The sequence below is a fragment of the Ralstonia mojiangensis genome, assembly GCF_023955645.1.
Lineage (GTDB): Bacteria > Pseudomonadota > Gammaproteobacteria > Burkholderiales > Burkholderiaceae > Ralstonia > Ralstonia mojiangensis.
On record NZ_JAMXHU010000004.1, the window covers coordinates 498,023 to 519,035 of the forward strand.

A 21,013-nucleotide genomic window follows, 5' to 3' on the forward strand; every position below is an offset into this window, starting at 1 on the left:
CTGCAAGAACGTTGCGTCTCAGTCGGCAGCCTGCGTCGACATGAAATCTTGGGCGGCCTTCACCAGCCATGTCCGCAGGGCTTGCAGCGGCGGATAGTCGGCACGGCTCGTGGGCCAGGCGAGGTAGTAACGCTCGGCGCTCTCCATCTCGGGCACATGCGGCAACGCCCGAACCAGGTCGCCCTGCTGCAGCTCGTGGGTGATCAGAAAGCGCGGCAGTAACGCCACGCCCAGGCCGGCAACGGCAGCTTGCGCGGCAGTGGCAAATTGGTCGAACAGCATGCCCTGGGGTTCTGCCGCCGTCACCTGATGGCTGGCCAACCAACGCGGCCAGGCATCGGGGCGCGAGGCCAAGTGCAAGAGCGGCGCATGCAGCAGATCGCGCGGCTGCGCAAAGTCGTACCGCGCCAGCAATGCCGGGCTGCAAGCAGGCACGACGGTTTCGTTCATCAGCAAGGCCAGTTCCGCCCCCGGCCAATGCGGCGTACCGAAATGGATGGCCGCGTCCACCGCTTCCAGTTGAAAGTCGAACTGCGACAGCCGCGTCGTCAGATTGATGGTGATGCCGGGGTGCTCGTCAAAAAACGCCGGCAGGCGCGGTGCCAGCCAGCGGGTGCCGAAGGTCGGCAGGATGGCCAGATTCAAGCTGCCGCCCTGCGGATTGGCTCGAAATCCGACCGTGGCGCTGGCGATGCGCATCAACGCGCCGCGGATTTCCTCCGCGTACGCCTGGCCCGCCGCGCTCAGCCGTACGGTCTGGCGTTCACGCACGAACAGCTCAGCGCCCAGGCGATCTTCCAGCGCGCGGATCTGGCGGCTGACGGCACTTTGCGTCAGATGCAGTTCAGCGGCGGCGGCCGTGAAGCTCTGGTGGCGCGCAGCAGCCTCGAACGCGCAGAGCAGGGACATCGGCGGTAGAAAGCGGCGGGACAGGAACATGGGCGGGAGGTGTACGGTGCGGAAGTGGCTTAGTCATTCTAGTTTGGAATGATCTAAGGCCGGATTATCGTTTGACCAGCGTTCCATAGCCAACCTAGCATGGCCTCGTCCCTGCCAAACCCCATTCAGTCATGAGCACCGCGCATCAACCCTCGGCGTCGAACTTCATCCACGCCAACGAAATCCGCTCCCGCTTTTCGCGCGCCATGTCCGCCATGTACCGCGAAGAAGTGCCTCAATACGGCACGCTGGTGGAGCTGGTATCCGACATCAACGCTCGCACGCTGGACGCCCAGCCCACGCTGCACGCGCAGATGGCGCAGTCGGGCGAACTGGAGCGGCTGGACGTCGAGCGCCACGGCGCCATCCGCGTCGGCACGGCCGCCGAGCTGGCCACGCTGCGCCGGCTGTTTGCCGTCATGGGCATGGAGCCGGTGGGTTACTACGATCTGTCGGTGGCTGGCGTGCCCGTGCATTCAACGGCGTTCCGCCCGGTGGGCGATGCCGCGTTGCTGGCCAATCCGTTTCGCGTGTTCACCTCGCTGCTGCGGCTTGAACTGATTGCCGACGCCGCACTGCGCGACAAGGCCGCTGCCATCCTGGCGCGCCGGCAGATCTTTACCCCGCGCGTGCTCGAATTGATTACTCAATGCGAGGCCGACGGCGGCTTGGCCGATACAGATGCCGACGCGTTCGTACGCGAGGCGCTGGAGACCTTCCGCTGGCACAGCACCGCCACGGTCGACGCTGAAACGTATCGTGCGCTGCAAGCCGCCCACCGTCTTGTGGCCGACGTGGTGTGCTTCCGCGGCCCCCACATCAATCACCTGACGCCGCGCACGCTCGACATCGACGCCGCGCAGGCCGCCATGCCTGCACGCGGCATGGACGCCAAGGAGGTGGTGGAAGGTCCGCCGCGCCGGAACTGCCCCATCCTGCTGCGCCAGACGAGCTTCAAGGCGCTGCAAGAAGCGGTGCGCTTTACCGACGATGCCGGCGCCCACACGGCGCGCTTTGGCGAAATCGAGCAGCGCGGCGTGGCGCTCACGCGCAAGGGCCGCACGCTATACGACCAACTGCTGGCCGAGGTGCGCAGCATGGGCAATGCCGGCAGTGCCGCGCCCAACTACGGAAGTCAGCTGGCCCAGGCGTTCCGCGCGTTTCCGGATACCCATGAGGCATTGCGTGCGCAAGAGCTGGCGTTCTATCGCTACACCCTCACGCCGTCAGGCCATGCCCACGCCGACACCGCAACGGCGGCCGATGCATCGTTAGATGAACTTCTGACCAAGGGCTGGGTGCAAGCCGATCCCATCACGTATGAAGATTTCTTGCCGGTCAGCGCGGCGGGCATCTTCCAGTCCAACCTGGGCGGCGAGGAGCAGAAGCAGTATCAAGCCAACGCCGCACAGCAAGTGTTTGAGATCGCGCTGGGCGCACGCGTGCATGACGAAATCGCGTTGTACGAGGCTGCGCAGCAGCGCTCGATCGATCAGGTGCGCGCCGTGCTGCGCAGCACGCCCGTCGCGGATGCCGCATGACTGGCCTGCACACGCCAGCCGCCATGCCGGGCTTTGCCGCCCCGTTTGCGAACCCTGCCGGCTCGCCCATCCGCGAACTGTTTCCGTACCTCAGCCAGCCGGGGATGATCTCGCTGGCGGGCGGGTATCCGTCGCCCAGTCTGTTCGATGCCGAAGGGCTGGCGCACGCCGCCGCCCAGGCCATGGCGGGCGATGCGCAAGCCTTGCAGTACGGGGCGACTGAAGGGCTGCCCGTCCTTCGCACGGCGCTCGCAGCGCTGATGGGCGCACGGGGCATTCAGGCCAGCGCCGAGCAGATGATGGTGACCACGGGCTCGCAGCAAGCGTTTGACCTGCTGGTGCGTGCGTTGATCGAGCCGGGGGATACGGTGCTGGTGGAAGTGCCCGCCTACCCTGCCACGCTGCAAGCCTTGCGCCTGGCGCAGGCCCGCATCGTGCCCGTGCCGATGGACGAACACGGCCTGCAAACCGATGCCCTGGCCGACCTGCTGCATCAACTGCCCGCCACGCAGCGCCCCAAGCTGCTCTACACCGTGCCGAATTTTTCCAACCCGCGCGGCACGCTGCTGTCTGCACAACGGCGCGAAGCCCTCGTGCAGCTGGCCTGCACCCACGGCTTCTGGGTGGTAGAAGACGATCCCTACGGCGAGCTGCGCTTTGATGCACCTGAGGGCCACGCCGTTGCCATGCCCCCGACGCTGCGGGCAGAGGGCGACCGGATGGCCGCAGGCGGGACGAACCCGGTGGTGTATCTCTCCAGCCTGTCCAAGACCGTCGCTCCCGCGCTGCGGATCGGCTGGATGTTGGCCGACAGCAGCCTGCTGCGTCGGTGCGCCATTGCCAAGCAGACGGTGGATCTGTGCACGTCTCCGCTGGCGCAGATGGTGGCGGCGCGCTATCTGGAAAGCGGCCGCTATCCGGCCACGGTGCAGCGCGCGCGCATCGAGTATCAACGGCGCATGCAAGCGCTGGTGCAAGGCATCGCCACGCAGCTGGATGGCCGTGTGCAGTGCGCAGCGCCGGCAGGCGGCATGTTTGTCTGGGCGACGTTCGCGCAGTCGATCGACCCGCAAGCGCTCTTTGATGCCGCCGTGTCGCAGCACGTGCTCTACGTGCCCGGAAAGGCGTTCTATCCGGACAACGCGCAACTCAACACCATGCGTCTGTCGTTCGCCGCGCCAGAGGTGCCGCAGATCGAGCAGGCCGTACAGCGGCTGGCCGCAGCCGTGGCGCTGGCCATGCGTTGACGCCTCCTCAAATAGAGACAACCTTCATCGCATAGCCATGACACCCGACAACCTGATTCCGGCCTTGCGCGACATCGTGGGCCCCGCCAATGTTCTGACCGGCGACGACTGCGCCGAATACGAATCCGATTGGCGCCAGCGCGTGCGCGGCAAGGCGCTGTGCGTGGTACGGCCCGGCTGCACGGCCGACGTGGCTGCGGTCGTGCGCGCGTGCGTACAAGCCGGTGTGTCCATCGTGCCGCAAGGTGGCAATACAGGCCTGGTGGAAGGCTCGGTGCCCGATGCCAGCGGCGAGCAAATCATCTTGAGCCTGCGCCGCATGCAGACCGTGCGCACCATCGACGCCGCCAACATGACGATGACGGTGGATGCCGGCTGCGTACTCCAGTCGCTGCAGGACGTGGCAAGCGAGGCCGGCATGCTGTTCCCGCTGAGCCTCGGTGCGGAAGGCAGTTGCACCATCGGCGGCAACCTGGCCACCAACGCGGGCGGTACGCAGGTGCTGCGCTACGGCAATGCGCGCGAGCTGTGCCTGGGGCTGGAAGTCGTGCTGGCCGACGGCCAGGTCTGGGAAAACCTGCAAGGCCTGCGCAAGGACAACACCGGCTATGACCTGCGCAATCTCTTCATCGGCAGCGAGGGCACGCTGGGCATCATCACGGCGGCCACGCTGCGGCTGTATCCGCAACCGGCCGCGCAATTGACGGCGTGGGCCGCGGTGCCTTCGCTGCAAGCCGCCACGGCATTGCTGGCGCTGTCGCACCGGCATCTGTCTGCGGCGCTCACGGGTTTTGAGGTGATGAGCCAGGAAGGGCTCAGACTGGTCGACACGCACTATCCGCATCTGCGCGTGCCGATGTGGCGCGAAACGATGTGGTGTGTCCTGCTGGAAGCGTCCGACAGTGAATCCGAGGCGCACGCCCGGGCGCAGTTTGAACACCTGCTGGAAACCGCGATGGAAGACGGCATCGTGACCGACGCGATCATCGCCGAGAACATCCGGCAGGCGCACGACCTGTGGCACATCCGCGAGAGCATCACCCTGGCCCAGGCGGCCGAAGGGCCCAACATCAAACACGATGTCTCGGTGCCGATCTCGCGCATTCCCGAGTTTGTGGCGCAAACCGATGCGCAGCTGCAAGCGCTCGCACCCGGGCTGCGGCTCATCAACTTCGGGCACCTGGGCGACGGAAACCTGCACTACAACGTGCAGCCGCCGGCGGGGGCAGACGCCGCGGCGTTCGTTGCTGCGCATGAGGCTGCGATTGGTGATGCGGTGTACCAGTCCGTCCACCGATTTGGCGGTTCGATCTCAGCCGAGCATGGCATCGGCTCGCTCAAGCGCGATCACCTTCCGCACTACAAGGCGCCGGTGGCGCTGCAATTGATGCAGACCATCAAGCAGGCGCTCGACCCGCAACGTCTGCTGAACCCGGGGCGCGTGCTCGCATGATCGCCCGGTCAGATCAGATGGCGCGATAGGTGTCGCTCACGGCCATTGATTGCATGGGGCGGCGCAGCGTCGGATCAAACGGATTGATCTGCGTGGTCAGCCGATTGGCCTCGCGCAGGAGCATGTCGTAGACGATGGGCAGGCGCTCGGCGCTCAGGCGGTTGGCGAGCGTCCCCACGGAAAGCGCGGCGACGACGTTGCCATTGCGATCGAACACCGGCACGGCAATGCCGGCCATGCCTTCAAGCAGCCCGTCCGTCTTGGCGCTGTAGCCGAGTTCGCGTGCCTTCCTGACCTCGGAGCGCAGATAGACCTCGTCGTAGACGCTGTAGTGCCGGATGCGCGGCAGGTTGTAGCGCAGCACTTCCTCCTGCTCGGCGTCGGGCAGGTGCGCGAGGATCACCAGCGCGCCCTGGCCCACACCGAGTTCGATCCGCCCGCCCACATCGCCCGTGAAGGTGCGAATGGGGTACTGCCCTTCCACGCGGTCCAGACACACCGCATCGAAGCCCGAGCGCACCAGCAGCAGCACCGTATCACCGAGGCTGGCATTCAACCGCAGCAGGGCCGGCCGGGCGACGGAGCGCAAGTCGTTCACCGCGCCCGCCTGGGCCGCCAGACAGAAGAGATCCAGGCTCAGCCGGTACAGCTTGTTCTGCTGATCCTGCTCGACCATGCCTTCTTGCGTCAGCCCCTGCAGCAGACGGTGCGTGGTGGCGGGGGTCATTCCCAGGGTCTTGGCCAGATAGGTGACGCGCACACCTTGGTGCTGCTGCTCCGCCATGGTGCGCAGGATCTGAAAGGTGCGGTGCATGGCACTGCGCTGATGCGCGTCGTCTTCGGAATCGACAGACATAAAGCTGGAATGGACTGAATTTGGTTGATCGATTGTATTCCGATGAACGGAATAAATACGAGAAAAATTCCAACTACAGCGTATACACCTAGGCTAAATCGATGTTTTGGCACACCTGTTGCAATAGCATATCCATATTGTTCAATTGGAAGAGTCTGGCGACGCCCCCAGTCGCAAAGGATCACCGATGAGTTTTCTGCGCCTGAACCATGTCTCCAAGCAGTACGGCGACCTCCGGGTCGTTCAGGACTTCAACCTGAACGTGCACAAGGGCGAATTCGTCTCGCTGCTGGGCCCGTCGGGTTGCGGCAAGACGACGACGCTGCAGATGATTGCGGGCTTCGCAGAGGTGACCGAGGGCTCGATCGAGCTGGACGGCAAGGACATCACCCGCGCCAAGGCCAACGCGCGCGGCCTGGGGATCGTGTTCCAGACCTACGCGCTGTTCCCGCACATGACGGTGCGCGAGAACGTGGAATTTGGGCTGGAGATGCGCAAGTGCCCCGCAGCAGAGCGCCGCGAGCGCGCCATGCAGACGCTGGCGCTCGTGCATCTGGACAAACATATCGATCGCTACCCGCGCGAGCTGTCCGGCGGCCAGCGGCAGCGCGTGGCCCTGGCGCGGGCGCTGGTCATCAAGCCACCGGTGCTGCTGCTGGACGAGCCGCTGTCGAACCTGGACGCCAAGCTGCGCGAAGAGATGCAGTTCGAGCTGCGCGAGATCCAGCGCAAGGTTGGCACGACCACCATCATGGTCACCCACGATCAGGCCGAAGCCATGTCGATCAGCGATCGCGTGGTCGTCATGGAAGCGGGCCGCATCACGCAGGTGGATACGCCGCTGGCGGTGTACGAGCACCCGCGCAATGCGTTCATCTCGACGTTTGTCGGCAAGGCCAACCTGCTGCATGCGGCAGTGGTGTCCGGCGCCAATGGCGAACTTCGCGCCTCGGTCGGGGCCGTGGAGCTGGCGCTGCCACCGGGCACGCCGGCAGGCAGCAAGGTCGTGCTGGCGCTGCGCCCCGAAAAAATGACGTGCAACGCAGACGGCACCGGCCGTTGCGAAGGCCGCGTGACCGAACGCTTCTTCCTCGGCAACCAGTGGATGTACACCGTCGATACGCCGCTCGGCGCGATGCTTGTATCTGCCGTCAACGATGGCGACGCCCCGCGCGACGTGGGTCAGACCGTCGGCGTGGATTGGGAAGACCGCTATGTCCGCGTGATCGGTAGCGAGGGGACCGCAGCATGAGCCGCAGACCGACCTGGGTGCCGTGGAGCATGACCGGCCCGGCGCTGGCGCTCTTCGGCGTGATGTTGTTCGTGCCGCTCGCGCTGAGTGTGATTTTGTCGTTCAACGTGTTCGACGCCGACAAAGGCCCCATTGCGGGCACCTTCACGTTTGCGCACTACCTGCACGTGGTGCAAGACCCGTACTACTACGAAATCTTCTGGCGCACGCTGCGCGTCTCGGCGCTCGTGACGCTGATCTGCATCCTGATCGGCGCGCCCGAGGCCTACATCCTGAGCCGGATGCGCAAGCCCTGGCGCTCCATTTTCCTGCTCATCATTCTGGCGCCGCTGCTGATCTCGGTCGTGGTGCGCGCCTTCGGCTGGAGCATGCTGCTCGGGCCGGAAGGTCTGATCAACGCCGCGTTCAAGGCCGTTGGCATCGGCTCGGTCAAGCTGCTGTACAACGAGACGGCCGTCGTGATTGCGCTGGTGCACGTGATGCTGCCGTTCATGGTGATTCCTGTGTGGACCTCACTGCAAAAGCTCGACCCGTGGGTGGAAAACGCCGCGCTTTCGTTGTCCGCATCGCACTTCACGACGTTGCGCCGCGTGGTGCTGCCGCAGGTCATGCCGGGCATTCTGTCGGGCAGCCTGATCGTGTTTGGCCTGGCGGCCAGCTCATTCGCCATTCCGGGCCTGCTGGGCGGGCGCCGCGTGAAGATGGTCGCCACGCTCATCTACGACGAATACCTGAACGAACTGAACTGGCCCCTGGGCGCAGCCATCGCGCTGATTCTGCTGGCGGCCAACCTCGTCATCATGCTGGGCTGGAACCGCATGATCGAAGGCCGCTACAAGAAGACGTTGGGCTGAAGGAGCGCACATGCAAAAGAACGGACCGCTCGCGCTCATCTTCAACGCGCTCGTCATCACCTTCATGCTGGCACCGCTGGTGATCGTGTGCATCGTCGCCTTCACGCCCGAAGAAACGCTCACGCTGCCCACCAGTCATTTCTCGCTGCGCTGGTTCGACCAGGTGCTGCATCACCCCGACTTCGTGCAGTCGTTCTGGAACAGCCTCTGGCTGGGCCTGGCGGCAGCCACGCTGTCGACCGCACTGGCAGTGCCGGCCGCCATGGCCATCGTCCGCTACCGCGCGCCGGGGCTGCAGTATCTGCAAGGCGTGTTTCTGTCTCCGCTGATCATTCCGCATCTGGTGCTGGGCGTGGCGCTGCTGCGCATGTTCTCGCTGGTGGGCGGGCAAGGCAGCTTCGGCTGGCTGATCTTCGCGCACGCGCTGATCGTCACGCCGTACACCATGCGGCTGGTGATGGCAGCGCTGGTGGGCTTTGACCACTCGGTCGAGCACGCCGCTTATTCGCTGGGTGCGAGCAGCTTCACGGTGTTCCGCCGCATGACGCTGCCGATGATCCTGCCTGGCATCACGGGCGGGTGGCTGCTGGCCTTCATCAACAGCTTTGATGAACTGACCATGTCGATCTTCGTGGTGTCGCCCGCCACCGTCACGCTGCCGGTGCGCATGTACATGTACGCCACGGAATCGCTCGACCCGATGATGGCCGCCGTCTCGGCGCTGATCGTCTTCCTCACGCTCGCGCTGATGCTGCTGCTGGACAAGGTCTACGGCCTGGACCGCATTCTGATCGGCAAGCATTGAGACACAGATCGCGATGAACGCTCCTGCAAACCGCTCTGCCCGCGCGCAGCTGCAGCGCCTTAAAGAGCGCAATCGCCCCACGGTGGCCTTTGTGCTGGATGGCCGCCCCGCTGAAGCCCTTGCCGGCGACACCGTACTGACGGCCGTGCTCACGCAAACAGGCCAGCTGCGCATCAATGAATTCAGCCACCAGCCGCGCGCGGGGTTCTGCCTGATGGGTGCGTGCCAGGACTGCTGGGTGCGCCTGGCCGACGGCAAATCGCTGCGCGCCTGCCAGACCATGATCGAACCCGGCATGCACATCTGCACGCAACCCGCCGGCAGCGAGGGAGCCGCGTGATGACGCAACCCGCCCCCACGCTGCAGCGGCAGTCGCAAGAGGATCTGCAGCCCGTCATCATCGGTGCCGGACCGGCAGGCGTGCGCGCGGCGCAGACGCTGCTGGCACACGGCCTCAAGCCCATCGTGCTGGATGAAGCCCCGCGCGCCGGCGGCCAGATCTATCGCCGCCAGCCGGATGGCTTCGCCCGCAGCGCCGCCGATTTGTATGGCACCGAAGCCGCGCGAGCGCAGGCCGTACATGCCGCCTTTGACCAGCTCCAGCCACAGATCGATTACCACCCGCAGACCCTGGTGTGGAATGCCCAGCCCGATCTGCTCGACCTGCTGCATGTGCCGACGCGCGCGGTCAGCAGCCTGCCCTGGCGCGATGTGATCGTCGCCACCGGCGCCACCGACCGTGTGCTGCCGATCCCGGGTTGGACGCTGCCCGGTGTCTATACGCTGGGCGGCGCGCAAGTCGCGCTCAAATACCAGGGCTGCGCGATTGGCGATGCCGTCGTGTTTGCAGGCACTGGCCCGCTGCTGTATCTGGTGGCCAGCCAGTACGCCAAGGCCGGCGCAAACGTCGTGGCGGTGCTCGACACTGCCCCGGCCACCGCGCGCTACAAGGCGGCACCGGCCATGCTGGGCCAGCCTGCCGTCATGGCCAAGGGCATGGCGCTGGTGGGCTGGCTCAAGCTGCACGGCATTCCCATGCATCACGGCGTGCGTCTGCTGCGCGCCGATGGCGACGCAGGGGTCGAGCAACTCGTGTGGCAAGACAGCGCAGGCCGTGAACAACGCACGGCGTGCTCCGCTGTGGGCATGGGTTACGCACTGCGGCCCGAAACACAGCTCGCCGATCTGCTGGGCTGCGCGTTCGAGTTTTCTGCGCTGCACCGTTGCCATGTGCCGCGCATTGATGCGATGCGGCGCAGCTCCGTCGCGGGCGTCTATCTGGCGGGCGATGGCGCGGGCATCATGGGCGCCGACGCAGCCGAGTACTCGGGCGAATTGGCCGCGCTCGCCTTGTTGCAGGATCGGCAAATCACGGTCGATACCGATCGCTTGGCTGCGCTACGCCAGCGCCTGCAGAAGATCGAGCGGTTCCGCCACGCGCTGGAAGTCGCCTTCCCGTTTCCCGATGACTGGGCCGCGCACGCCAGCGACGACCTGGTGGTATGCCGCTGCGAAAACGTCACCGCGGGCACCCTGCGCCAGACGGCAGCCGAATGCGGCGTGCACGAGCTGAACCGGCTGAAGGCGCTGTGCCGGGTCGGCATGGGCCGCTGCCAGGGCCGGATGTGCGGTGCGGCGGCAGCAGAAATCCTGGCGCACGCGCAGTCCGTTCCGCTGGCACAGGTGGGGCGACTGCGCGGGCAGGCACCGATCAAGCCGCTGCCGCTGGATGTGACCGAGGTCATCGAACAGGAGGGCCACCATGCGTGAGCAGCTTGCATGCGACGTGGCCATCATCGGCGGCGGCATCATGGGCAGTGCCACCGCGCTGTTCCTGCGGCGGCGCGGGCTGGCCGTCACCTTGCTCGAGCGTGACCTGTGTGGCTCGCGCTCCAGCGGCGTCAACTTTGGCGGTGTGCGCCGCCAAGGGCGCTCCATCGAGCAACTGCCGCTGGCCCAGCGTTCGCACCAGATCTGGGGGCGTCTGACCGAACTGATCGGCACCGAGGCCGAGTACGAGCGCAGCGGACACTTCAAGATCGCCCGTAGCGTGGCCGACATGGAATCGCTGGCGAGCTACGCAGCACGCAGCGAGGGCTACGGCCTTGGGTTGCAGCTCATCGAAGGCCGGACTGCACTGCAAAAGTACTTTCCGATGGGCGGCGACCAGGTCGTCGGCGGCTCGCTGTGCCCAGAAGACGGACAGGCCAACCCGCGCCTGCTGTCGCCCGCATTTGCGCACGCGGCGCAGGCGGCAGGCGCCGATGTGCGCGAGCACGCGCCGGTGCAATCGGTCGAGCACGATGGCGCGCGCTTCGTCGTCCATGCGCGCCAGCATGACCGCGATCTGGAGGTCAAAGCCTCCGCGCTCGTCAACTGCGCCGGGGCGTGGGCCGCCCAGTTTGCCGCGCAATGGGGCGAGCCCGTACCGATGTTCACCATCCCGCCCACCATGGGCGTGACCGAGCCGCTGCCGTTCTTCCTGCCCTGGAGCCTGGGCGTGGAAGGCGGCGGCATTTACTGCCGCCAGGTGCGGCGCGGCAATGTGGTGTTCGGTGGCGGGCGCGGCTACGTGCTGGACGACCAGCGCGCACGCTCATCGCACGTGGCGATCCTTCGCCAGTTGCCGCAATTGGCGGCGCTGCTGCCGCAACTCACAGGCGCCCACATCATCCGCACCTGGAGCGGTACGGAAGGCAATCTGCCCGACGACCAGCCCGTGATTGGCGCCAGCGCCCGCCGCCCCGGCCTGTTCCACGCGTTCGGCTTTGCCGGCGCCGGCTTCCAGCTCGGACCCGGCGTGGGCGATGTCATGGCCGAGCTGATTGCCGAAGGCCGCACCACCACGCCGATCGAACCCTTTTCCATCCAACGCTTTCTGCCACCCGCAGCTTGATGCACTTGATGCCCCAGGAGATCACCATGCTTGTGAAACACGCGAAAACACCGTTCACGTCCGTCATTGCTGCGGCTGCCGGTATGGCGCTGCTCGCCGCGGGCGCCGCCCACGCCGACACCAAGACGCTGTACATCGGCATGAACGGCGGCAACATGGAACGCACGTACACGCAGTTCGTATTCCCGCCGTTCGAGAAGGCCAATAACGTCAAGGTCGTCGTCGTGCCCGGCACCTCGACCGACATCCTCGCCAAGGCCCAGGCGACCAAAGGCAAGGCACAGATGCACGTGATGACGCTGGACGACGGCGTCATGTTCCGCGCCATCGGCATGGGACTGTGCGAAAAACTCAAGCCATCGGCCAATCTGTCGGCCGTGCCAGCCATTGCGCACCTCAAGGGTGACTACGCGGTCGGCTTGTCGATGGGCCTCACGGGCCTCGCCTACAGCACCAAGATCTTTGCCGACAAGGGCTGGACGCCGCCCACCTCGTGGGGCGACCTGGCTGACCCGAAATACAAGGGCAAGGTGGTCGTGCAATCCATGCCGGCTTCGTCGTTCGGGTTGGACGCCTTCCTGATGTTCAACCGCCTCAAGGGCGGCACGGAAAAGAACGTCGACCCAGCCTTCAAGGCATGGCCGACCACCATCGGCCCGAACGTGGTCGAGTACATCCCCAACTCGTCGAAGGTGGTGGAGATGATGCAGGCCGGCGATGCGGCGCTGTTCCCGTACACGCTCACGCAGGTCGAGCTGATGAAGTCCAAGGGCATCCCGATGGAATTCGTCGCACCTAAGGAAGGCGCCGTCGTTCTGTTGACAGCGCAGTGCGTGCTGGCCAACAACCCGGATGCCGATCTGGCGCAGAAGCTGGCCGACTACCTGATCAGCCCCGAGGCGCAGGCACTCGCCATGGAAAACGGCTCCTACAATCCAGTCAACCCCAAGGCGCCGCTCAAGGGCAAGGCGGCGGAAGAGCAAAACAAGATGAACACCATCCTGAAGACGGCCGTTGCGCCGGACTGGGACGTGATCAACGCCGAGCGCCCCGAGTGGAGCAAGCGCTGGAACCGCATCGTCGAGCGTTGAGTTGAACGCTGCCGCACCGCAACAGTTTTTCGATTGAACACGAGAGAAGAGCAAGGATTCACGCCATGTCAGATTCACGAACACGATTGCAGACCGTACTGAAGGCCCTCGGCCTGGACCTGAAGGCCTATGAAGGCACGGACTGGACGAGCCGCGCCCCGCGCGATGGCGCGGTCTTGGCGACCGTGAAATCGCATACCGCCGGCGAGGCCGAGGCCGCCATCCAGAGCGCGCATCAGGCGTATCTGGCGTGGCGCGTCGTGCCGGCACCCGTGCGCGGGGAGCTGGTGCGCCGCCTGGGCGAGGTGCTGCGCACGCACAAGGCGGCACTGGGTGAACTGGTGTCGCTGGAGGCGGGCAAGATCACCTCCGAGGGGCTGGGCGAAGTGCAGGAGATGATCGACATCTGCGACTTCGCTGTCGGTCTGTCGCGGCAACTGCATGGCCTGACCATCGCCAGCGAGCGCCCTGGGCACCGGATGATGGAAACGTGGCATCCGATGGGCGTGGTGGGCATCATTTCGGCGTTCAACTTTCCGGTGGCGGTGTGGTCGTGGAACGCCGCGCTCGCCCTGGTGTGCGGCAACGCCATCGTGTGGAAACCGTCGGAGAAAACGCCGCTCACCGCCATTGCTTGCCAGCACCTGATGCAGCAGGTTGTCGACGCGTTCAATGCGGAAAAGCCGGGCGCGATTCCTGCCGGACTGAGCCAACTGCTGATCGGCGGCCGCGACGTTGGCGAAGCGCTGGTGGCCAGCCATCTTGTGCCGGTCGTCAGCGCCACAGGCTCGACGCGCATGGGCCGTCAGGTGGGCGTGAAGGTGGCGGAGCGCTTCGGCCGCTCGATCCTGGAGCTGGGCGGCAACAACGCGATGATCGTCACGCCCTCGGCGGATCTGGAACTGGCGGCGCGCGCCATCACCTTTGCTGCCGTGGGCACGGCGGGCCAACGCTGTACGTCGCTGCGTCGCCTGATCGTGCACCGCTCGGTGGCCGACACGCTGCTCGCCCGTCTGGAAAAGATCTACCAAAGCATTGCCATTGGCGACCCGCTGGCCGATGGCACGCTGGTCGGCCCGTTGATCGACCAGGCTGCCTTCGACGGCATGCAACAGGCACTGGCGCAGGCACGCGCTGAAGGCGGCGAAGTATTGGGTGGCGAGCGCGTGCGCGAAGACCTCGGCGCCGACGCCTGGTACGTGCGCCCCGCCCTGGTCAAGATGCCGAAGCCGACGAAGGTGATGGAAAGCGAGACCTTCGCGCCCATCCTCTATGTCGTGACGTATGACGGCGACACCGAGCAGGCCATCGCTATCCAGAACGGCGTGCCGCAAGGCCTGTCGTCCGCCATCTTCACGGCAAACCTGAACGATGCGGAGCGCTTCATGTCGTCGGCGGGCAGCGACTGCGGCATTGCCAACGTCAACATCGGTACATCGGGCGCTGAGATCGGCGGCGCATTCGGCGGCGAGAAGGAAACCGGCGGCGGCCGGGAATCCGGCTCGGACGCGTGGAAGGGCTACATGCGCCGCGCCACCAACACCGTCAACTACAGCGGCGCGCTGCCGCTGGCACAGGGCGTTCGGTTCGACGTTTGATCGGCGCCTGAGCGACGTAATGATCAGGGCGGTGGCGCAGCATGCTCCGCCGCCCTGATGGTCAACGCGTGCTCAACGCGCCGCACCGCCCACATCGGTGATCGCGCTATAGACCAGCGTGCGCAGTTGCCGCCGCACAGGGTAGGCAGACGAAGGCAGCACCTGTGTCAGGAACAGGCCGATCAAATCCTCCTGCGGGTCCACCCAGAAGAAGGTGCCGGCCGCGCCGCCCCAGAAGAAATCGCCCGTGCTGCCGGGAATCAACGTGGCGGCCTGCGAGATCGTGGTCGCAAAGCCCAGCCCGAATCCCACGCCGTCATAAGCTGCCTCGCTGAACATCGAAGGCGACGACAGGCTCGACATGTCGCGCCCGCCCGGCAGATGGTTGGCCGTCATCAGCGCCAGCGTTTTCGGCCCCAGCAGGCGTACGCCATCCAACTCGCCGCCCTGCAGCAACATGCGTGAGAAGCGCAGGTAATCCGCCGCGGTGGAAACCAAACCACCGCCACCGGAAACGAAACTGGGTGGTTTCAGGTATGGGCTGGCGCGCGGATCGTCCTGCAAGACCGGCCCACGATCGGACACCGCCTTCGATCCCATCGCCCCCACGGCGTAGCATGCACAGAAGCGCGAGGCCTTCTCTTCCGGCACGTGAAACGCCGTATCGACCATGCCCAGCGGGTCGAAAATCCGCTCCTTCAGGAACGTCTCAAACGGGATGCCGCTGATCTTGCCGACCAGGTAGCCGAGCACATCGGTGGAAACGGAGTAGTTCCACGCCTCGCCCGGAGAGAACTCCAGCGGCACGCCGGCCAGCTTCTCGATCATCTCGTCGAGCGTGCCATCGGTGACGATATCGCCCAGCTTCAGCCGGCGGTACGCCGCGTCGACATTCGTGTTTTGGTGAAAGCCATAGGTCAGCCCGGAGGTGTGGCGCAGCAGGTCGACCATGCGCATGGGGCGTTTGACCGGGCGCGACTGGAAGCCCTCCATGAAGCCGCCGGCGTGCACGCCCAGGTTCGCCCATGCGGGGATGAACTTGCTGACCGGATCGTCCAGCGCAACCTTGCATTCCTCCACCAGCATCATGAACGCCACCGATGTGATGGGCTTGGTCATCGAGTAGATGCGGAAGATCGAATCCTCGGCCAGCGGCACCTGGCGCTCGCGGTCGGCCAGGCCCAGCACGGAGTTCAACGCCAGTTCGCCGCGCCGCCACACCTGGACGAGCGCGCCGGGTAGCTTGCCGGTGGCAATGTAGGCGTCATCGATGAAGCGCTCGACCCGTTCGAGCCGATCGCGGGACATCCCCTGCGTTTGTGTGCCTTGCCTGTCCATGCCTTCTCCTTGCATTGATGCCCGCGCCGGGCGCAGGCGTGCCAGACTCCGATCCGGTCTGCGCGGCATTCCGACGCGCGCAAACCGGCCCAGCGACACTGTACAGCGCTGATCCATTGCCCGCGACAATGCCCGGCCCGCGCCTATGCTTCAATGCGGTTCGACCGCAACCCCGTACCAACATGAAGCGCTTCGACGATCTTTACCTCTTCACGCGCGTAGTGGAAGCCGGCGGCTTTTCCGCTGCCGAGCGCGCCACGGGCATCCCCAAGTCACGTCTGAGCCGGCGCATTGCCGAGCTGGAGGCGCAGCTTGGCACGCGGCTGCTGCAGCGATCGAGCCATCGCGTATCGGTCACGCCCGTGGGCGAAGCGGTCTATCGGCACGCGCGCGACATGGCTGATGCGTCGGCGGCCATTGAAGCGCTGGCTGGCGCAGCACGCAGCGAACCGGCCGGCGTGCTGCGCGTCGGCACGTCGCCTTTGCTGGCGGAAACGCTGGTGGCCGGCTGGCTGGCCGAATTTGCCGATGCGCATCCAAAGCTGCGCATCGAGCTGGACTTGTCCAACACCTACGTCGACCTGATCGAGCAACGCATTGACGTGGCGATCCGCGCGGCCACGGGGCCACTGCCCTCGCGCGATGTGGTGGCGCGGCATCTGGTGGTCTCGCCTCGCGTGCTGGTGGCCAGCCCCGCATTGATTGCCCGTGTGGGTGAGCCCGACACGCCCGCCGCGCTGGAAGATTTCCCTTGCCTGGGGCAAGGCTCGCTCGCGCGCAGCCGCGATTGGATATTGCAGGATGCGCGCGGCCATCGGCTGGCGCTGCCGATCCGCCCGCGCTTTGCCAGCGACAACATCATCGCCCTGCGCGAAGCGGCCATTGCCGGCCTCGGCATCACCATCCTGCCGCAGCATTGCTGCCATGCGGCGCTTAACAGTGGCCACCTGCGCACGGTGCTGCCGGGCTGGACACCCGAGCCGGCCGACCTGCACGCACTCTATCCCTCGCGTGCAGGCGTGCCGCCTTCAGTGAAGGCGCTGGTGGCGTTCCTGCGCGAACGCTTTGCCGCCGAAGCCACCATGCAGCCGATGCCTTGACGCCGCGCGTTACTTCACCACGCGGCCAAGGAAGTCGAGCATGCGCGCACCAATTTCCGCATGGTGCGTCTCCAGCGCAAAGTGGCCGCTGTCGACAAAGTGAATCTCCGCATCGGGCAGGTCGCGCTTGAAGGCCTCCGCGCCGGGCGGAATGAAAATGGTGTCATTGCGTCCCCACACCGCCAGCAGCGGCGGGCGATGCGCGCGAAAGTACGCATGCAGCGCCGGATACAACGCCACGTTGCTCGCGTAATCCAGGAACAGATCCATCTGGATGTCGAGCTGGCCCGGACGGCTCAGGAAATATTGATCCAGCAGATAGCCATCCGGCGCCACGCGCGTCGGGTCCGGCACACCATCCAGGTATTGCCACTGCGTCATCTCATCTGACACGAGCGCATGCAGCGCGCGGCGATGGGCTTCGTCCGGGTTGTCCCAATAGGCCTTGACTGGCGCCCACGGCCCCTCGCCCAGGCCTTCCTCATAACCGTTGCCGTTCTGCGTGACGATGGCGCTGATCCGCTCCGGATGCGCCATCGCCAGACGCCAGCCCACCGGCGCGCCGTAGTCGAACACGTAGATGGCGTAACGCGACAGGCCGATCGCTTGCGTAAAGCCGTTGACCACGCGCGCCAGGTTGTCGAACGTGTAACGAAAGCCGCTCGGCACCTGCGTCAAGCCAAAGCCGGGAAAGTCCGGCGCCACCACGTGATAGCGCTCCGCCAACTGGGGGATCAGGTTGCGGAACATATGCGACGCGCTGGGAAAACCGTGCAGCAACAGCACGGTGGGCGCATCGGCTGGGCCAGCCTCCCGATAGAACACGCGCACACCTTCGACATCCACCGTGCGGTGGCGCACAGCGCTGGGGGCATACGCATCGACAACCAGATCAACGGTTCGGGCAGGGGCGTTCATGGCAAGGCTCCGGGATGGGTTTCGGGAAACAGCAGCGAAACCATCGTAACCCTTATAACCTATCTTTACAAGTTACATGAAATTTTCCCATCGTTCGCATACCGATTTGTGATGTCAAATAAAACGGGCACGCCGTCTGGCGTGCCCGCGCGGGAAACGATGCAGCCGAAAAACTCAGGTGAGCCGCTCGAGCGCCTGGGCGGCAATGCGCCGCGTGATGGCTTCGGCCGAGTCTTCCGTGGCCAACTGGCCGGCCTGGCCCGACCACAGGTTGATGAAATCACCTGAGCCGGTCGGCTCCGTCTTGGCGCGCAGCGGCGCCAATGCACCACCAGCCGTGGGGAAGGCCGGGGCAAACGCGCTCATCGGGCCAATCTCACGCATCAGTCGGTTGACGATGCCGCGTGCCGGGCGGCCGGTGAACAGGTTGGTGAGCGCGGTGTCGGCATCCGTTGCCTGCTTGAGCGCCGCGCGATGAATGGCCGATGTCTTGGCCTCCGGCGACAGCATATAGGCCGTACCGATCTGCACCGCCGACGCCCCCAGCACCAACGCCGCCACCACACCGCGCGCATCGCCAATGCCGCCCGCTGCGATGATCGGCACCTTCACCGCATCCGCCACTTGCGGCACCAGCGCGAACGTGCCGACCTGCGATTCGATCGTCTTGGCGAGGAACATGCCGCGATGGCCGCCGGCCTCGTTGCCCATGGCGATGATGGCGTCTACGCCGCGCGCTTCCAGCCAGCGCGCCTCTTCCACCGTGGTGGCAGCGGAGATGACCTTCGCCCCCGTAGCCTTTACGCGGGCCTGCAATTCCGGCGAGGGCAGGCCGAAATGGAAACTCACCACTTCCGGCTTCAATTCCTCCACCAGCGCGCAGGTCGCTTCGTCGAACGGCGCGCGGTTGACGGCTGGCGCTTGCGCGTTCAAGTCAATACCGAACTCGGCGTAATACGGTGCCAGGTGGGCACGCCATTTGGCATCGCGCTCGGGGTCAGGCTGCGGCGGCGTGTGGCAGAAGAAGTTCAGGTTGATGGGGCCGCGCACGGCCGCCCGGAACTGCTCGACCTGTTGGCGGATCTGCTCGACGCTCAGCATCGCGCACGGCAGCGAACCGAGGCCACCGCCCCGCGCCACGGCAATCGCCAGCTCCACGCCAGCCACGCCCGCCATCGGCCCCAGCACGATGGGCACTTCGATATTGAACAACTCCAGCACGCGTGCATCAGGCCATGCGCTCATGATCATCTCCGGCAAGGAACTTGGACGACACATGGTAATGCTGCGAGCTTTTCATCGGACTGACCTGTTGAAACGCGCATGCAATAAGTAACTGGAATAGCGCGTTAAATTGGTTACAATTCCATTACCGATTTTTCTTGCAGATCGCCATGTCCTCCCCCGCTTCCGCCACCGCCGATGCGCCCCTGTTGATTGCCGACGACCCGGTGCTGGACATGCTCAACACCGTGGCCAACGTCGACGGCCAGCCCCACGATTTCTGGCAAAACGACGCCGATGTCTCCGATTGGCTGGTGCGCGCTGGCTGGCTCGCGGAGCCTGTGGCAGGCCGCTATCCGTCCGGCGTGCTGCTGGCCGTGGCGCGGCACCTGCGCGAAGTGATTCGCGCCTTGGTGGAGGCGCGCAAGTCGGGCCGCGCAGCCAGCGCCGATGCGCTGAATGTGTTCCTGCGGCAGGCGCCAAGCCATCCCGTGTTGGTCTGGGAAAACGGCACCCCGCGTGTCGAACGCCTGCGCCCAACCGATTCCGTCGAGCAGTGTCTGGCGCCGCTGGCCGAAGCCGCCGCGCATCTGCTCGCAGAGGGCGATTTCCAGCTCGTGCGTGTGTGCGAACACCCCGAATGCACGCTGTGGTTTTACGACCGCACCAAGTCGCACAAGCGCCGCTGGTGCAGCATGGCTGTCTGCGGCAACCGGCACAAGGTGGCGGAATACCGCAAACGCCAGCAGGGCTGATCGCACTTCGCTCGTTCCAATGCTGGAACGCCGCGTCGCGGCCAGACTGGCTGCGCATCAGATGACTGGTTCGTAATCTGTTCTCCCGAAACATTCACCGCCTCAGGAGAACAGCATGTCTCAAACTCAATCCGCACCCACACAACGCCTCGCAGGTCGCACCGCTATCGTCACCGGGGGCTCGCGCGGCATTGGCGCTGCGGTGGCGCATCGACTGGCCGCCGACGGTGCGCGCGTAGCCGTGGTCTATCGCAGCAACGCCGCAGAAGCCGACGCCGTGGTCAACGCCGTCCGCAGCACCGGCGCGCAGGCCATTGCCGTGCAAGCCGACGTAAGCGACGCATCGTCCGTCGATGCAATGGTGAGCACCGTGCGCGAGGCCTTCGGTACCATCGACATCCTCGTCAACAACGCCGGCATTCTGGAAAACCAACCGGTCGGCAGCATCGACCTCGCATCGTTCGACGCGCAGTTCCGCACCAATGCTTTCTCGACGATTCTCGTGACGCAGGCGGTGCTGCCGCATGTGCCGGCTCGCGGCGGGCATATCGTGAACGTGTCTTCCAGTCTGGTGTACCGCCCTCGCGCAGGGCTGGCGGTATATGCGGCAAGCAAGGCCGCCGTCAGCGCCCTCACCCACGCGTTTGCCGTAGAACTGGGCCCGCGCAACATCACCGTCAACGCCGTGGCCCCCGCCCTCACGCGCACCGACATGACCGCCCCGATTCCCGATGAAGTGAAAGCGCGCATGCGCGAATCAACCCCGATGGGGCGCCTGGCTGAACCGGACGACATCGCCGATGCCATCGCGTTCCTGGCCTCCGACGACGCCCGCTGGATCACCGGCCGCACCTTGATGACCGACGGCGGCTTCATCTGAGAAAGTAACCACCCAAACGCGTGCAACGCCGCCAACTCCCGCACGCAGAGGGTGTGGCCGTACCCTGCCCTAGATGGCGCCTTGGATTTTTGTCGCGGGGAGGAAAAAGAGGGGAGGCTGTCTGAGCGCAGCGAGTTTGGCTCCTTCCCCTCCCCGTGACGAAAATCCAAGGGGAAGTCGCCATCTCGGGCGCGCCTTTCTTTGCTTACCTTTCTTTGGCAAGACAAAGAAAGTAAGTCGACCCCGCCAGGGGCCGAAACCCAACA

Annotated in this window: 19 protein-coding genes; 14 read left to right on the forward strand and 5 right to left on the reverse strand. The window is 65.4% G+C overall.

What is annotated here, in order from left to right; all coding sequences use genetic code 11:
* Nucleotides 1-18 precede the first annotated feature (18 nt).
* Nucleotides 19-939, reverse strand: coding sequence for a transcriptional regulator GcvA (gene gcvA / locus NG898_RS18915; protein ID WP_252693869.1), 921 nt, complete (start codon nucleotides 937-939; stop codon nucleotides 19-21).
* Between the two features lie 131 nt (nucleotides 940-1,070).
* Between gcvA and hglS the strand changes: the two genes are divergently transcribed.
* From hglS to NG898_RS18930, 3 genes are read left to right on the forward strand one after another with little or no spacing between them, the layout of a single operon-like run.
* Nucleotides 1,071-2,480, forward strand: coding sequence for a 2-oxoadipate dioxygenase/decarboxylase HglS (gene hglS, locus NG898_RS18920; RefSeq protein WP_252693870.1), 1,410 nt, complete (start codon nucleotides 1,071-1,073; stop codon nucleotides 2,478-2,480).
* Nucleotides 2,477-3,727 (forward strand): aminotransferase-like domain-containing protein, encoded by a 1,251-nt coding sequence (locus NG898_RS18925; RefSeq protein ID WP_252693871.1) that lies wholly within the window; start codon nucleotides 2,477-2,479, stop codon nucleotides 3,725-3,727. The genes hglS and NG898_RS18925 overlap by 4 nt, the downstream gene beginning before the upstream one ends.
* Before the next feature lie 37 nt (nucleotides 3,728-3,764).
* Nucleotides 3,765-5,180: an FAD-binding oxidoreductase gene (locus NG898_RS18930; RefSeq protein ID WP_252693872.1), complete on the forward strand. Its 1,416-nt coding sequence runs from the start codon at nucleotides 3,765-3,767 to the stop codon at nucleotides 5,178-5,180.
* A gap of 13 nt (nucleotides 5,181-5,193) precedes the next feature.
* Here the strand turns inward: NG898_RS18930 and NG898_RS18935 are convergent, their stop codons facing one another.
* Nucleotides 5,194-6,036: an IclR family transcriptional regulator gene (locus NG898_RS18935; RefSeq protein WP_252693873.1), complete on the reverse strand. Its 843-nt coding sequence runs from the start codon at nucleotides 6,034-6,036 to the stop codon at nucleotides 5,194-5,196.
* Nucleotides 6,037-6,223: 187 nt separating this feature from the next.
* Between NG898_RS18935 and NG898_RS18940 the strand changes: the two genes are divergently transcribed.
* The 8 genes from NG898_RS18940 to amaB all read left to right on the forward strand — a co-directional run bounded on the left by NG898_RS18940 (nucleotide 6,224) and on the right by amaB (nucleotide 14,532).
* The gene (locus NG898_RS18940; RefSeq protein WP_252693874.1) at nucleotides 6,224-7,288 is read left to right on the forward strand and encodes an ABC transporter ATP-binding protein; all 1,065 of its coding nucleotides are present in this window, start codon (nucleotides 6,224-6,226) and stop codon (nucleotides 7,286-7,288) included.
* On the forward strand, nucleotides 7,285-8,142 hold the full coding sequence (locus NG898_RS18945; RefSeq protein WP_252693875.1) for an ABC transporter permease: 858 nt from the start codon (nucleotides 7,285-7,287) through the stop codon (nucleotides 8,140-8,142). The genes NG898_RS18940 and NG898_RS18945 overlap by 4 nt, the downstream gene beginning before the upstream one ends.
* Before the next feature lie 10 nt (nucleotides 8,143-8,152).
* On the forward strand, nucleotides 8,153-8,947 hold the full coding sequence (locus NG898_RS18950) for an ABC transporter permease (RefSeq protein WP_092971010.1): 795 nt from the start codon (nucleotides 8,153-8,155) through the stop codon (nucleotides 8,945-8,947).
* A gap of 13 nt (nucleotides 8,948-8,960) precedes the next feature.
* On the forward strand, nucleotides 8,961-9,287 hold the full coding sequence (locus NG898_RS18955; RefSeq protein ID WP_252693876.1) for a (2Fe-2S)-binding protein: 327 nt from the start codon (nucleotides 8,961-8,963) through the stop codon (nucleotides 9,285-9,287).
* Nucleotides 9,287-10,717, forward strand: coding sequence for an FAD/NAD(P)-dependent oxidoreductase (locus NG898_RS18960; RefSeq protein ID WP_252693877.1), 1,431 nt, complete (start codon nucleotides 9,287-9,289; stop codon nucleotides 10,715-10,717). Before NG898_RS18955 ends, NG898_RS18960 begins: the two co-directional genes overlap by 1 nt.
* Nucleotides 10,710-11,843, forward strand: a complete 1,134-nt coding sequence (locus NG898_RS18965) for an NAD(P)/FAD-dependent oxidoreductase (RefSeq protein WP_252693878.1) — start codon at nucleotides 10,710-10,712, stop codon at nucleotides 11,841-11,843. The genes NG898_RS18960 and NG898_RS18965 overlap by 8 nt, the downstream gene beginning before the upstream one ends.
* Nucleotides 11,844-11,869: 26 nt before the next feature.
* A complete protein-coding gene (locus NG898_RS18970; protein WP_252693879.1) occupies nucleotides 11,870-12,934 on the forward strand; it encodes an ABC transporter substrate-binding protein in 1,065 nt (354 codons plus the stop codon).
* 65 nt (nucleotides 12,935-12,999) lie between these two features.
* Nucleotides 13,000-14,532 (forward strand): L-piperidine-6-carboxylate dehydrogenase, encoded by a 1,533-nt coding sequence (gene amaB / locus NG898_RS18975; RefSeq protein WP_252693880.1) that lies wholly within the window; start codon nucleotides 13,000-13,002, stop codon nucleotides 14,530-14,532.
* 72 nt (nucleotides 14,533-14,604) lie between these two features.
* Here amaB and NG898_RS18980 read toward each other — a convergent pair whose 3' ends face one another.
* The gene (locus NG898_RS18980; RefSeq protein WP_252693881.1) at nucleotides 14,605-15,870 is read right to left on the reverse strand and encodes a serine hydrolase domain-containing protein; all 1,266 of its coding nucleotides are present in this window, start codon (nucleotides 15,868-15,870) and stop codon (nucleotides 14,605-14,607) included.
* A 182-nt stretch (nucleotides 15,871-16,052) separates the two neighbouring features.
* Between NG898_RS18980 and NG898_RS18985 the strand changes: the two genes are divergently transcribed.
* Nucleotides 16,053-16,970: a LysR family transcriptional regulator gene (locus NG898_RS18985; protein WP_252693882.1), complete on the forward strand. Its 918-nt coding sequence runs from the start codon at nucleotides 16,053-16,055 to the stop codon at nucleotides 16,968-16,970.
* Between the two features lie 9 nt (nucleotides 16,971-16,979).
* Here NG898_RS18985 and NG898_RS18990 read toward each other — a convergent pair whose 3' ends face one another.
* Together NG898_RS18990 and NG898_RS18995 are read right to left on the reverse strand one after the other, a co-directional pair.
* Complete coding sequence (locus NG898_RS18990; protein WP_252693883.1) at nucleotides 16,980-17,888, reverse strand: alpha/beta fold hydrolase; 909 nt, start codon at nucleotides 17,886-17,888, stop codon at nucleotides 16,980-16,982.
* A 174-nt stretch (nucleotides 17,889-18,062) separates the two neighbouring features.
* Nucleotides 18,063-19,133, reverse strand: a complete 1,071-nt coding sequence (locus NG898_RS18995; protein WP_252693884.1) for an NAD(P)H-dependent flavin oxidoreductase — start codon at nucleotides 19,131-19,133, stop codon at nucleotides 18,063-18,065.
* 149 nt (nucleotides 19,134-19,282) lie between these two features.
* Here NG898_RS18995 and NG898_RS19000 point away from each other — a divergent pair, with 149 nt between their 5' ends.
* On the forward strand, nucleotides 19,283-19,867 hold the full coding sequence (locus tag NG898_RS19000) for a CGNR zinc finger domain-containing protein (RefSeq protein WP_252693885.1): 585 nt from the start codon (nucleotides 19,283-19,285) through the stop codon (nucleotides 19,865-19,867).
* 115 nt (nucleotides 19,868-19,982) lie between these two features.
* Nucleotides 19,983-20,747 carry an SDR family NAD(P)-dependent oxidoreductase gene (locus NG898_RS19005; protein ID WP_252693886.1) on the forward strand — a complete coding sequence of 255 codons (765 nt, stop codon included), beginning with the start codon at nucleotides 19,983-19,985 and terminating at the stop codon, nucleotides 20,745-20,747.
* The last annotated feature ends 266 nt before the right edge of the window (nucleotides 20,748-21,013 follow it).